Genomic DNA, 13408 nt, shown 5'->3' with positions numbered 1-13408 from the left:
TCCTCGGTGAACAAGCTGTGCGCAGGCGCACGCTGCGATTACCTCATACTAAATAACGTGCGGGGGCATATCAAGCGGGGCTTCCCCGGGCGCGGCGCGGCATGGACGTGCGATGCCGGGTGGTGTCGCAGCCGTCCGTCAAGCATCCGGGTCCGGAATCCTCGCCGACTGAATCACGACCAGCGTATCGCCCGCCTCGATCCGGCACGGCGGGTCCTCGTAGAACGACTGGATCTTCCCGCAGCGATCGAGCCCGACGACGATCGCGCCCGGCACGACGTTCGTCATGCAGCCGATCTCGTGCGGCAATGCCTCGCGCTCCAGCAGCGTCGCCCGCCCGCGTGTCGACAGCATGTCGTTCACGAACGGCACGATGTAGCGGCTATGCACCGCATCGGCGAGCAACAGCGCGCCGATCTTCGTCGACGACACGATCACGTCCGCGCCCGCCTGCCGCAGTTGCCGCTGATACAGGTTCTCCTGGATCCGCACGACGATCTTCGTCTCGGGCGCGATGCTGCGCACCGACAGCGTCAGCAGGATCGCGGTCGGGTCGTCGGTCACCGAGATGATCACGGCCTTCGCCGCGCGCACCTGCGCCTGCTGCAGCAGATCCTCGTGCGCGGGATCGCCGAGCAGCCCCGCCACGCCGAGCGACGTCGCGGCCTCGAGTGCCTGCTGCTGCGCATCGATCACGATGATCGTCGCCGGATCGACGCCGCTTTCGAGCAGTTCGCGCACGGCGATCGACCCCGACAGGCCGTAGCCGCACACGACGATGTGATCGGACAGTTGCTTCTGCAGGCGTTTCATGCGGAATTCCTCGATGACGCGCTGGATCACGAACTGATACGCCGTGCCCAGGAAGATGAACCAGATGCCGATGCGGATCGGCACGATGAAGAACGCATCGATCAGGCGCGCGCGTGCGGTGACGGGCACGATGTCGCCGTAGCCGACCGTCGCGACCGTGACCATCGTGAAATAGACGAGATCGGCGACGTTCATCGGCGTGCTCTTGGTCGAATCGCGCAGGCCGTCGCGATCGAGATACAGCACGAGAAACGCGAGCACGCACAGCACCACGACCGCGCCGAGACGGAACAGCAGCGTGCGCCGCGGCGACGTCGCGGGACGCGTGAACAGCGTGCGCGTACGCGGCGCCTGCCACGGATCGCGGGCACGACGCAGGCGTGAGCGCAACGAGCGGCGCTTGTCGGAGGGTGTTGCCAACGGGGGATTCTCCTGAAGGATGCGGGCTCGATTCTACGACGGGAACACGCGGGCCCGTCCGCTAGAGCATGCTGCGCGGCCGGACCATCGTCCCGTCGGCGAAACGCCGTGCGCGAAACGCCGACAGGTCGAGCGACGGCTCGCCCGTATCGACCCATTCGGCCAGCAGCCGCCCGACGATCGGCCCCATCGCGAAGCCGTGCCCGCAGAAGCCGGTCGCGATCGCGAGCCCGGACGGCGTGCCGGGCGCGTCGATCACCGGAATCCCGTCGGGCAGCACGTCGATCAGGCCGGCCCAGGCCTCGACGATCTGCGCGTCCTTCAGCGCGGGGAAGATCGCCTTCAGCTTCGCGAGCGCGCGCGGCGCATGCGCGCGATTCGGCTGCGGCTGCGGATCGCGCGGCTCGATCGGCCCGGCTCCGCCGCGGATGCGCGCGCAGGCATCGCGCCACGCGGCCGCGTTCAGATGCAGCCGGAATTTCTCGCGCTGCGACCAGAACTCAGGCCAGAACAGGCTCAGGCCGCGCAGATGGCCGAGCGTCAGGTCGACGTCGGCCTGCATGTCGTCGGCGAGATTGATCGTGCCGTTCCTGCGTTGCCGAATGCCGAGGCCGTGCCCCCAGATCGTCGACGCGGACACGTCGGGCAGCACGTTGGTGCGCATGCAGGTGCCGCGCACGGCCTGCTGCGGCAGCCGGATGCCGACGCCGTCGAGCAGCCGGAAGCTGGTCGCGCCGGCCGCGCAGATCGCGCGCCGCGTGCGGATCGTGCCGCGCTCGGTCACGACGCCGACGACCGCGCCGCCGGCCGTCTCGAGCGCCGTCACGCCGCAGCCTTCGAAGAAACGCGCGCCGGCTTCGGTCGCGCGCGCCGCGAACGCGGCGGCCACGCGGCGCGGTTCGGCCTGCCCGTCGGTCGCCGTATACAGCCCGCCGAGCGTGCGCGCCTGCGTGGACAGGCCGGTCACGCGTGCGTCGATTTCCGCGCGCGTCAGCGTGCGCGTGTCGAGCCCGTGTTCGCGCGCAACGGCGAGCCACGCCTGGAACGACGCCCAGTCGTCTTCGTTGTCCGCCAGATAGAGGCAGCCGCCCTGCCGCCATTCGAGGTCGAAGCCCAGTGCCTGCTCGAGCCCTTCCCAGATCCGCATGCCGGCCATCATCAGCGGCACTTCGGCGGACTCGCGGCCCTGCTGCCGCACGAAGCCCCACGCGCGCGTCGATTGCTGGCCGGCGATGCGCGACTTGTCCAGCACGACGGCCTTCAGGCCGCGCAGGCCGAGGTAGTACGCGGCCGCGCAGCCCATGATGCCGGCGCCGGCGATCACGATGTCGGCTTCGGCCGGGAACGCCGTGTCGGCGTGCGTCAATGCGTCATGCAGCGGATAGGTGGTTGTCATTGTGCTCGGTTGGCGTCGAACCATTCGGCGCATCCATCGACGTTCGCGATGGCGGGCGCGGGATCAGGCTGTCAGGTTCCGGATCGGGACGGCGAACGTGAGGGAAGGCGATGAACGCGCCGTTCCGCCGGCCGCGGCCCTCCGCCGCCGGTCGTTCTTGCCGATCGGCCGTCCCCATTTTTTCGCCTTGACGGCGCTATGTTACCGCGCGATAAACTGTATATCCATACAGTATTTCTGCAGTTGAAATGATCCTCCCCCCATTCGATCCGCCGAAGCTGAACGACCTCACCGAATGGTGGACGACGTGTACCTACGCAGACGTCCAGCGCCTGATACTCGAAGTGCAGCACCTTCGCCTGACGCTGTGGGAACTGAAGGCGCACGTCGCGGATGCATCGCGCCGCATCCGCGTGCTCGATCCGGCCATGCTCGCGCATGGCTCCGCGCTTCGACGGCTCGGCTACCTGCTCGAGAAGGAAATCGAGCGCGCGAACCCGATCGGCCGCACGCGCGACGTCTATGCGCCGTTTTCAGATGAGTGGCGCGCCCGCGAAGCGCTGCGCCGCACCTTGCGCGCGCAACCCGAGCCGGCTGAAGCAGGCACGCGCCCGCGCGCGATTCCGGAATTTCAGCGCGTCACGTGGGCCGAGCTTCGCGATCGCTGGCGCCACCTGAGCGACAAGCAATCGAGCCGGCAGAACCTCGAACAACGCATGGTGCTGGAGATCGCGCGTCAGCGATCCGTGATCCTCGCGCGGGCGAGGAAGCTCGTCGATGCCGCGATCGCCGAAGCGGCGGCAGAAGGAAAGCCGTTGTTCGCGCTCGATCAACTCAAGCGGCTGCTGTCCGTCGAGCGGGAGGACGGCGACCCGTTCGCGTACCTCCCGGCGTAGGTCGATTGCGTTCGGCCGCAATCGATCGATGGTCGCGACGGACAGTTTCGTCGCGGCTCGAAGCAGCGGCACGCATCTGTTTTCCTTGACGGATTCCGTGCCGGCAGCACCCACTCGCGCGATCTATCGGTTCGCACTTCTCAGGACATGAAAAATCGGGGCCCGCCGACGCAATGTCGAAGGCGCGAAGATGCGATGACGCGATGGCGCACCATCCACGCAGCGCATGCGGGACGTCGTGTTTTTCGCCTCGAATGAGAATGAGAATGAGGATGCCCGTCCTGCACGGGCGAACGACGCGCTACGCGTAGCGGCTCAACCACTCTTCGGAGAATTTTTTCGCGTAGGCGACGGCTTCGGCTTCGGTATCGAATTCGCCCAGCGTGCGGAATGCCGCCTCGCGGCTGAAACCCGTCTTCGTGACCTCGACCTGGGCGGCGTACTTGCCGTCCTCCGTCACGCGCGGTTCGCAGTTCATCTCGTACCCGCGCATCACAAATTTCTTCTGCATCGCTTCAACACTATTTTGAGACGGGGAATCGTAGCATGAGGGTCCGCCGCATTCATGCGCGCGCCCGACCAGGGCATCCACATCGGTTTGATTAGAGTAAACGGTCGAATCATCCGCGGATAAGATGCGGGCCACCCGGCCCGACACGCGACGCCGTGTAAAAATTTGTCGCCGACGGCGTGGCACGATGCCGCGGTCCGGGTCGCCGATACGCCCTGCTCTGGTGCATTTCGTCGGGAGTGCGGTGCGATTACGTGCCGCGCGACGAGGAATCGTGTCCCGGCATCTCGCGATCCGCGCCTGAAGGTTGCGAACGGGCCAGCTGCGCTCGGCGCACGCTTCCGGACCCAGCGTAACGTCATGACACACCTTTCACATAAACGCACCTTTCGCGACATGGAATGACACGCGTTTTGCGGTAAAGTTATCTTTTCCGCGCGTGGCCGGTCGGCTCGCCCCTGGACGTCGTCAAGACTGTCCGCCGAGACTGCCGCAAGGCGTCGTTCTGAACGTCACGATCCGTTCCCGTAGCATGACCACTGAAGCAATCACCACGGATTCCCTCGCGGTTGCCGAGCGCGTGCGCGAGCTGATGACCCGCAACGGCATCGGCAAGCGCCAGCAAACCACCGAGCTGTGCCGCATCCTCGACCTGAGCTTTTCGCAGGGTCACCGCAAACTGCGCGGCAGCAGCCCCTGGACGCTCGCACAAATCAAGAAAGTCGCCGAAGCGTACGGCGAGCCCGCCGCTCAACTGTTCGGCGCGCAGACGCTCGACCCCGGCATGGTCGGCGCCTATTCGCAGGAGGCCGTCCTGTACGCCGGCGTCGCCGAAATTCCGTGCACCGCCTGGATCGGCGCGCCGCTCGAAGCCGGCGCGCGCCCCGAGTTCGTCGCGTACGAACAGAATGGCCGCTGGCGCGTGCTGCGCCATACGGGCGTGCTGTACCAGAACGCGTACGACGTGCACAAGATCGAGATCTATCCGCGCCGCGCGGAGAGCGACAAGCTCGTCGTCGCGGTGATCGATCCCGATCGCGTGAGCGCGACCGAGCTGTGCCGCTATCTCGAGCGGCAAGGTTTCGCGACGGCCGCGTTCGACGGCCTCGCGCCGTTCGTCGACGCGCTGCAGGGCCAGGCGTTCGACGCGGTCGTCACCGAATGGCTGTTCGACGACAGCACGGCCGCCACCGCGATCAAGGCGGTACGCACGTCCGACAACCCGGGTGCGCCGATCTTCGTGCTGACGGGCGACCTGCTCACGGGCCGCGCGAGCGAAGCGGACATCAGCGAAGTGATCCGCGCGTTCGACGTCGTCTGCTACGAAAAACCCGCGCGCATGGCGATCCTCAGCGCCGATCTCGCGAAGCGGCTCGCACGCGGGTAATTCCCGCACGCCGTCTACCTCTTTCGCATGGCCGGCGCCCGTGCGGCGCGGCGGTCGTGAACAGGTTCCTCAGTACAATAGCCGGACCTCGTTCACGACCGGCCTCCGCCGCCCGACTTCATGGCCCGCCTCATTCCCGACGACTGGAAAAGCCTCGCCGCCACCGGCGCGGCCGAACGCGAGCGCGAGACGCTTGCCGCCCTCGAACACGCGTTGCCGGACAGCTACACCGTCTATCACGGCGTGCACTGGACGCGTGCCGACCAGGGCTTCTCGGTGTTCGGCGAAGCGGCGTTCGTCGTCGTCAGCCCGGCCGGCCGCGTGCTGCTGATCGAGCAGAAGGCCGGCTTCCTGCGTGAAACGCCGAAGGGGCTCGTGAAGGTCTACCTGCAGAAGGAGCGCAACGTCCCGATCCAGCTCGCGCGCACGCAGGAGACGCTGCATCGGCGACTGACCGCCGCGCTCGGCGCGGGCGTCTATGGCGTCGAGGCGCTGCTGTATTGCCCCGACTACGCGATCCGCGAGACGGCGATCGCCGGCGTCGCGGCCGACCGCATCGTCGACGCGTCGCGCAAGGCGCAGCTCGCGCAGGTGATCCAACAGGTCCTGCCCGAGCATGACGAACCGTTGCCGAACGCAGCGAAGCTGCATCATTTCCTGGCGGACGAGCTGGCGCTCACGCCCGACACGAGTGCGCTCGTCGGGCAGGCCGGCACGCTCGTCACGCGGCTGTCGGGCGGGCTTGCCGCGTGGGCGCGCCAGCTCGAGTTCACGCCGTTTCGCTTGCGCGTGACGGGCACCGCCGGTTCGGGCAAGACGCAGCTCGCGGTGCAGGCGATGCGCGATGCGGTCGCGGCGGGCAAGCGCGTGCTCTATGTGTGCTTCAACCGGCCGCTCGCCGACTACATCGCGCGCATCGCACCGCCCGGCGCGAAGATCGCGAACTACCATCAGCTGTGCGACTGGGTGGCCCGCGACGGCGGCTATACGCCCGACTTCGACGCGCCCGGCGCGTTCGAGCGGCTCGAGGCACACTTCGCGGAAGCGCCGATTCCGGAACGCTGGCGCTTCGATGTGCTGATCGTCGACGAGGGACAGGATTTCCACGCGCCGTGGGCGGCGGCCCTGGAGCGCCTGCTGGTGCCGGACGGCGCATGGTGGTGGCTGGAAGATCCGCTGCAGAACCTCTATCTGCGCGAGCCCGTCGCGCTGCCCGGCTGGGTCACGCTGAAGGCGCTGACGAACTACCGCAGCCCGCGCGACCTGCTCGAATTCGTGCGCGACGTCGTCGGCCGCGTCGAGCCGCTCGCGGCCGAACTGCGCTCGGGCAGCCCGTTCGACGGATCCGATCCGTCGGTGTCGTCCTACGGGGAAGGCGGCGCGTCGGGCGACGCACTCGCCGATGCGTGCATCGACGCGACCAAGCGCGCGATCACGCACGCACTGTCGCTCGGCTTCCGCAAGCAGGACATCGCGGTGCTGTCGTATCGCGGCCGCGAAAGCTCGGTGCTCGCGCGGCTCGACCAGCTCGGCCCGCACCGGGTCAAGCGCTTCACCGGCAAGTACGACCTGTTCGGCAACCCTGAATATCGCGAAGGCGACGTGCTGCTCGATTCGATCTACCGCTTCAAGGGGCAATCCGCACCGTGCGTGATCCTCACCGAGATCGACTTCGACACGCTCGATGCGCGCGCGGCCCGCAAGCTGTTCGTCGGCGCGACTCGCGCGACGATGAAGCTGCTGCTCGTCGCGTCGGCGCGCTCGGCCGCGCAGCTCACGGGCGGCTGAGGTCGGCGGATGGCGACGGATGGCGACGGATGGCGACGGATGGCGGGCGCGCATCGGACTGACCGCCCGCCCCCGGGCTTCCGCCACACCGTGCGTCATGCGACCCGGAACGCCCCCACCGCGCGGCGCAGCCCGTCGGCCTGCTCCTCGAGCGAAGCGGCAGCCGCCGCCGCCTGCTCGACCAGCGCCGCGTTCTGCTGCGACACCTGGTCCATCTGCGACACCGCGCGGTTCACCTGCTCGATCCCGTCGCGCTGCTCGTTCGACGCGGCCGCGATCTCGGTCATGATGCCCGTCACGCGGCCGATCGCCTGCTGGATGTCCTGCATCGTCGCGCCGGCCACGCCGACCAGCCGCGAACCCGTCGCGACACGCTCGACCGACTCGCCGATCAGCGTGCGGATCTCCTTCGCGGCCGACGCCGAGCGCTGCGCGAGCGTGCGCACCTCGCCCGCGACCACCGCGAAGCCGCGGCCCTGCTCGCCCGCGCGCGCGGCTTCGACCGCCGCATTCAGCGCGAGGATGTTGGTCTGGAACGCGATGCCCTCGATCGTGCCGATGATGTCGGCCACCTTCTGCGAACTCTGGTCGATCTCGTTCATCGTGCCGATCACTTCGCCGACGACCGTCGCGCCGCGCGTCGCGATCTCGCTCGCGTTGTCCGCGCAGGCCTGCGCCTCGACCGCGTGATCGGCGTTCTGCTTCACGGTCGCCGTCAGCTGTTCCATGCTCGCGGCCGTCTCCTGCAGCGCGGACGCCTGCTCCTCGGTGCGCTGCGACAGGTCGGTGTTGCCGGCCGCGATCTGGTGCGTCGCGGTCGAGATCGCTTCGGAGCCCTGGCTGACCTGGCGCACCGTGTCGGCGAGGCTGCGCTGCATGCCCGTCACGCCCTTGACCAGTTCGGCCATCTCGTCGCGCGACGACCAGCGCACTTCCGACGTCAGGTCGCCGTCCGACAGGCGGCGGAAATGCGACAGCAGCCGGTTCACCGGTTGCGTGATCGCGAAATGCAGGCCGACCGCGCAGCCGAGACACGCGGCGAGACCGAACGCAATGCCGGCGATCGCACCTGCGCGCATCCAGCCGTAATAGGTCTGCGCGGTGTCGTAGACATCCTTGCCGCGCGCGGCCTGGTACGCATCGAGCGCATCGGTCGCCTGCGTGAGCGCGACCGACAGCGGCGGCGCGACCGTCATCAGCAGCCGGTCGGCGTCGTCGCGACGTCCTGCTCGAATCGCGTCGATCAGCGGCTTCAGTGCCTGCCCGATCAGCGCCTGGCGCGCGGCGTCGAGCCGCGTCGCGAGCGGGCCTTCGTCGCCGTCGTGCGGCATCGTCGCGTAGGTGCGCCACGCGGCGTCGGCCTTCGCGAGGTAGTTCTCGGCCTTGTTGACGAGATCGGGCACTTCCGGCGCCTCCGGATGCAGCAGCGCGCGGTCGAGCGTGGTGCGCACGATCGTCAGGTTCAGGCTGGCGGCGGACAGCGCGGTCTTCGCGGCCAGCTGGCGCGTATAAGCCTCGTCGAGCGCACGGTTCGAGCGCTGCATGCCGGTCAGGCCGATCAGGCCCGACACGACGAGCAGCACGGCGACGAGACCGAGCGTGGAAAAAATCCGCGTACGGATCGAGAAACGGGAAAACAGGGCGTTCAGGTTCATGACGGGACGTGAGCGATAAAAAGTGCCGCGGCAATCGGTCGGCGGCACTCTGTATTACGGTTTGCCTGCAAGAAACTTGAGTCCGGCCCTCTTTCCGGCTGATCACGGTCAATTTCCGGGGTGGCAATCTCCTGTTACCGATGCAACAAATCGAGGCCGGGCAGAAATTGACCAGGCAATCAATTACCTCTATATTTCGCTCAATTCCCTGCCATGGCAGATATCTCGATGAGAACCGATACCCTCCTTGCCCCGCCGGCCGCCGATGCGGCCCGCCGCGACGCGCCGACCGGGCTGATCGTCGCCGCGCTGCTGCTCGTCATGCTGCTCTCCGCGCTCGACCAGACGATCGTGTCGACCGCGCTGCCGACCATCGTCGGCGAGCTCGGCGGCCTCGACCAGCTGTCGTGGGTCGTCACCGCGTACCTGCTGTCGTCGACGGTGGTGCTGCCGCTGTACGGCAAGCTCGGCGACCTGTACGGCCGCAAGATCGTGCTGCAGGCCGCGATCGTGCTGTTTCTCGCCGGCTCCGCGCTGTGCGGCGTCGCGCAGGACATGACCCAGTTGATCGTGTTGCGCGCGCTGCAGGGGCTCGGCGGCGGCGGGCTGATGGTCGTCACGATGGCCGCGATCGGCGACCTCGTCCCGCCCGACCGCCGGGCACGCTATCAGGGCATGTTCGGCGGCGTGTACGGCCTCGCGACGATCGTCGGGCCGCTGCTCGGCGGCTTCCTGGTCGAACACCTGTCGTGGCGCTGGATCTTCACGATCAACCTGCCGCTCGGCTTGCTCGCGCTCGCGGTGATCGGCATCGCGTTCCGGCCGCACGCCGCGCACGTGAAGCACCGGATCGACTACATGGGCGCCGCGTTCCTCGCGACGGCCCTCACCTGCGTGATCCTGTTCACGAGCGAAGGCGGGTCGCTGCTGCCGTGGTCGTCGCCGCAGCTGTGGATGACGCTCGTGCTCGGCGTGGTCGCGATCGGCGGCTTCATCTACGAGGAGCGCCTCGCGGCCGAGCCGATCATGCCGCTCGAACTGTTCCGCCAGCGCACCTTCGTGCTGATGAGCCTGATCGGCTTCGTCGTCGGCATCGCGCTGTTCGGTTCAGTCACCTTCATTCCGCTCTATCTGCAGGTCGTGAAGGGCTCGACGCCATCGCAGGCCGGGATGCAGCTGCTGCCCATGATGGGCGGGATGCTCGCGATGTCGGTCGCGAGCGGCCGGCTGATCGCGCGGCTCGGCACGTATCGGCCGTTTCCGATCGCGGGGACGCTGATCGGCGGTGTCGCGATGGCGCTGCTGTCGACGCTGTCGCTCGACACGCCGCTGCACACGATGTATGCGTACATGGCGCTGCTCGGGATCGGGCTCGGCATGGTGATGCCGGTGCTGACGCTCGCGGTGCAGAACACGGTCGAATTCCGGCACATGGGTGTCGCGACGTCGGGCGCGACGCTGTTCCGCTCGATCGGCGGCTCGCTCGGCGTCGCCGCGTTCGGCGCGCTGTTCTCGCACGGGCTGGAGTCGCGGATCGCGCAGGCGCTGCCGGCGGGCACGGAGCTGCCGCCCGCGCTCGGTCCGGCGGCCGTGCACCAGTTGCCGGAGGCGGTGCGCGATGCGTACCTGCATGCGTTCGCCGGGTCGCTGCATGTCGTGTATCTGTCGGCGGCGGGCATCATCGCGATCGCGTTCGTGCTCGCGTGGTTCGTCCAGAGTGCGCCGCTGCGCAAGCACAACTGATTTGCGGGCCGGCGGCGGCAAGGCGGCGCCGGCCCGCCGATCGAAGCCGCGCGGCGACCGTTCTCCCGATTTGCGATCGCCGTGCCGCCCGGCCCGCCGTCACGGCACCAGCACCACCCCGCCCGTCGTCTGCCGCGACTCCAGCAAACGATGCGCGTCGGCCGCCTGCTCCAGCGGCAGCCGCGCGCCGATCTCGACGTGCATCCCGCCCGCGAGCCGTTCGAGCGTCGCGCGCGCCGCTTCCCGATACCCCGCGACGTCACGCGCGATGAAACCCAGCACGCTCGGCCGCGCCAGCGCGATCGAGCGTGCCGGGCCCAGTTCGTCGAGATCGATCGTATGCCGCGCGCCGATCGCGGCAACCTGCCCGATGCTCGCGACCATCCCGAACGGCCGGACCGCGCCGAGCGTACGCGTCAGCACGTCGCCGCCGATCCCGTCGATCGCATAGTCGACGCCCGCGCCGCCGCCGAAAGCACGCGCCGCCGCGACGAAATCCGCCTCGCGATAATCGACCGCCGCTTCCGCCCCGTGCGCACGCACCAGCGCCGCCTTCGCGGCCGAGCCGACCGTGCCGATCACTCGTGCGCCGAGCGCGCGCGCCCACTGCGTCGCCAGCAACCCGACGCCGCCGGCAGCCGCATGCACGAGCACGGTATCGCCGGCGCCGACCGGCCGCACGCGATGCAGCAGCATGTAAACGGTGATTCCTTTCAGCAGCCCGGCCGCGACCGCGTCGTCGCTCACGCCGTCGGGCACCGGCACCACCCGCTCGGCGGGCAGCGTGCGCAGGCTCGCGTAGCTGCCGGTCGGCAACCCCGCGTACGCGACGCGCTGGCCCGGGACGAGCGCGGTCACGCCGGGCCCCACCGCGTCGACCACGCCGGCCGCCTCCACGCCGAGTGCGTCCGGCAGTGCCGGCAACGGATGCGCACCGGTCCTGAAATAGATGTCGACGAAATTCACGCCGACGGCGGTCTGGCGAATCCGCACCTCGCCGGCGCCGGGCGGCACGACGGGCGCATCGACGCGGCGCAGCACGCCGGCGTCGCCGTAGCGGTCGATCCCGATCCGGGTGGCGGTGGCAGTTTGGGTCATGACGTTCCTCGCAATCGAATGAAGTGACACGATCATCCCATCGTGCATAATCGATCGGAATTCCCGATACACGCCCATTTACTGTGCACAATTCGACCGACCCGACACCAGCGTCCACGCCGCCGATGAGCTGGGACGACCTCCGCTATTTCCTCGCGGTGATGCGCGGCGGCAGCCTGTCGGCCGCCGCGCGGGCGTTGCAGGTCCAGCATTCGACGGTCGCCCGGCGCATCGATGCGCTGGAGTCCGCGCTCGGCATCCGGCTGTTCGACCGGCTGCCGCGCGGCTGGCCGCCGACCGATGAAGGGCTGCATCTCGCCGAGCATGCGGCCCGTGTCGAAGCCGACGTGCATGCGTTCGCGCGCGCCGCGCAGGGGGCGGCGGCGCTCGACGGTGTCGTGCGCGTGTCGGCGTCGCCGGTGTTCGCGAGCCACTTCCTCGCGCCGCGGCTTGCCCGCGCGCAGCGCGCGTGGCCCGCGCTGCGGATCGATCTGATGGGCGAGATGCACGCGGCGAACCTGTACGCGCGCGAAGCCGACCTCGCGGTGCGCCTGTCGCGGCCGAGCGAGCCGGGGCTGGCCGCGCGCCGGCTCGGCACGATGCGCTTCGCGCTGTGCGCGTCGCCCGACTGGGCCGCCGCGCCGCCCGACACCTGGGCGTTCCTCGGCTACGACGACGCGCTCGCGCAGATGCCGCAGCAGCAATGGCTCGAACGCTTCGCGGCCGGGCGTCGCTTCGCGTTCATCGCCAACGACCTGGCCGCGCTGCATCGCGCGTGCGTGGCCGGCGCGGGGATCGCGTTGCTGCCGCGCTTTCTCGTCGACGCGCCGGCGGCGAACGCGGGCCCGGGCACGCCGGCCGCGGCCGATCCGTCGTTGCCGGCCCCCACCGCACTCGTCGAGCTGACGTCGGTGCCGCGTTGCGACGTCGAGCGCGAGATCTGGCTCGTCGTCCACCCGGACGTGCGCCGCTCGCCGCGCGTGCAACGCGTCGCGGATGCGATCGCCGACGCGGTTCGCGACGCGGACGGCCATTTGTAGGTTTGACCTCCGCTGCACGCGCGCAACGCGGCCAATGCCTTTACCGCGCCGCCCGACGGCCGGCATAGTAGCGGTTTCGTCCGCCCGCTCCGCCACCATGCCCGCCGCTCCCGCCTGCGTCGTCCGCGACGCGACCGATGCCGATCTCGCCGCCATTCACGCGATCTACGCACACCACGTGCGCCATAGCGTCGCGTCGTTCGAGGAGACGCCGCCCGACGTCGGCGAACTGCGCGCGCGCCGCGACGCGGTGCTGCGTCACGGGCTGCCCTATCTCGTCGCGGAATGCGACGGCCGCCTCGCCGGCTACGCGTACGCGACGCCGTATCGCACGCGCAGCGCATACCGCCACACGATCGAGGATTCGATCTACATCGACGACGCGCAGCGCGGCCGCGGCATCGGCCGCGCGCTGCTCGCGGCGCTGATCGCGCGTTGCGAGGCTGGCCCGTGGCGGCAGATGATCGCGGTGATCGCCGACGGCGGCACCGGCGGCTCGACGTCGCTGCACCGCGCCTTCGGTTTCGAGCCGGCGGGCGTGCTGAAGGCGGTCGGTTTCAAGCACGGCCGCTGGATCGATACCGTGCTGATGCAGCGCGCGCTCGGCGACGGCGCACGCACGCGCCCCGCCTCGCCCGAGCCTGTCGCGTCGCGCTAGAAT

The 13408-nt window shown here is 69.1% G+C and carries 11 protein-coding genes; 6 read left to right on the top strand and 5 right to left on the bottom strand.

Translation table 11 applies throughout. The features are described from left to right. Positions 1 to 138: 138 nt before the first annotated feature. Complete coding sequence (locus U5771_RS12195) at positions 139 to 1233, bottom strand: potassium channel family protein (RefSeq protein ID WP_322024199.1); 1095 nt, start codon at positions 1231 to 1233, stop codon at positions 139 to 141. A gap of 61 nt (positions 1234 to 1294) precedes the next feature. Beyond that, positions 1295 to 2629 carry an FAD-binding oxidoreductase gene (locus U5771_RS12190; RefSeq protein WP_322024198.1) on the bottom strand — a complete coding sequence of 445 codons (1335 nt, stop codon included), beginning with the start codon at positions 2627 to 2629 and terminating at the stop codon, positions 1295 to 1297. Positions 2630 to 2877: 248 nt separating this feature from the next. Between U5771_RS12190 and U5771_RS12185 the strand changes: the two genes are divergently transcribed. Next, positions 2878 to 3525, top strand: a complete 648-nt coding sequence (locus U5771_RS12185) for a hypothetical protein (protein WP_322024197.1) — start codon at positions 2878 to 2880, stop codon at positions 3523 to 3525. Between the two features lie 301 nt (positions 3526 to 3826). On the opposite strand, the gene U5771_RS12180 is transcribed toward U5771_RS12185, so the two are convergent. Beyond that, on the bottom strand, positions 3827 to 4036 hold the full coding sequence (locus U5771_RS12180; protein ID WP_322024196.1) for a hypothetical protein: 210 nt from the start codon (positions 4034 to 4036) through the stop codon (positions 3827 to 3829). 532 nt (positions 4037 to 4568) lie between these two features. On the opposite strand from U5771_RS12180, the gene U5771_RS12175 reads away from it, so the two are divergent. Next, positions 4569 to 5423, top strand: a complete 855-nt coding sequence (locus U5771_RS12175) for a helix-turn-helix domain-containing protein (protein WP_059464640.1) — start codon at positions 4569 to 4571, stop codon at positions 5421 to 5423. 120 nt (positions 5424 to 5543) lie between these two features. Then, positions 5544 to 7211: an ATP-dependent helicase gene (locus tag U5771_RS12170; RefSeq protein ID WP_322024195.1), complete on the top strand. Its 1668-nt coding sequence runs from the start codon at positions 5544 to 5546 to the stop codon at positions 7209 to 7211. A 95-nt stretch (positions 7212 to 7306) separates the two neighbouring features. On the opposite strand, the gene U5771_RS12165 is transcribed toward U5771_RS12170, so the two are convergent. Further along, a complete protein-coding gene (locus tag U5771_RS12165) occupies positions 7307 to 8866 on the bottom strand; it encodes a methyl-accepting chemotaxis protein (RefSeq protein ID WP_322024194.1) in 1560 nt (519 codons plus the stop codon). Positions 8867 to 9094: 228 nt separating this feature from the next. Here U5771_RS12165 and U5771_RS12160 point away from each other — a divergent pair, with 228 nt between their 5' ends. After that, positions 9095 to 10609 carry an MDR family MFS transporter gene (locus U5771_RS12160; protein WP_322024193.1) on the top strand — a complete coding sequence of 505 codons (1515 nt, stop codon included), beginning with the start codon at positions 9095 to 9097 and terminating at the stop codon, positions 10607 to 10609. A 99-nt stretch (positions 10610 to 10708) separates the two neighbouring features. Here the strand turns inward: U5771_RS12160 and U5771_RS12155 are convergent, their stop codons facing one another. Next, the gene (locus U5771_RS12155) at positions 10709 to 11707 is read right to left on the bottom strand and encodes a quinone oxidoreductase (RefSeq protein ID WP_322024192.1); all 999 of its coding nucleotides are present in this window, start codon (positions 11705 to 11707) and stop codon (positions 10709 to 10711) included. Positions 11708 to 11832: 125 nt separating this feature from the next. On the opposite strand from U5771_RS12155, the gene U5771_RS12150 reads away from it, so the two are divergent. After that, a complete protein-coding gene (locus U5771_RS12150; RefSeq protein WP_322024191.1) occupies positions 11833 to 12747 on the top strand; it encodes a LysR family transcriptional regulator in 915 nt (304 codons plus the stop codon). Between the two features lie 97 nt (positions 12748 to 12844). Beyond that, complete coding sequence (locus tag U5771_RS12145; protein WP_322024190.1) at positions 12845 to 13405, top strand: N-acetyltransferase family protein; 561 nt, start codon at positions 12845 to 12847, stop codon at positions 13403 to 13405. The last annotated feature ends 3 nt before the right edge of the window (positions 13406 to 13408 follow it).

It is taken from the genome of Burkholderia sp. BCC1977 (assembly GCF_905339595.1).
Taxonomy (GTDB): Bacteria; Pseudomonadota; Gammaproteobacteria; order Burkholderiales; family Burkholderiaceae; genus Burkholderia.
The sequence above is the reverse complement of the archived record's forward strand: the minus strand, read 5'-3'. Positions and strand labels throughout refer to the sequence as shown.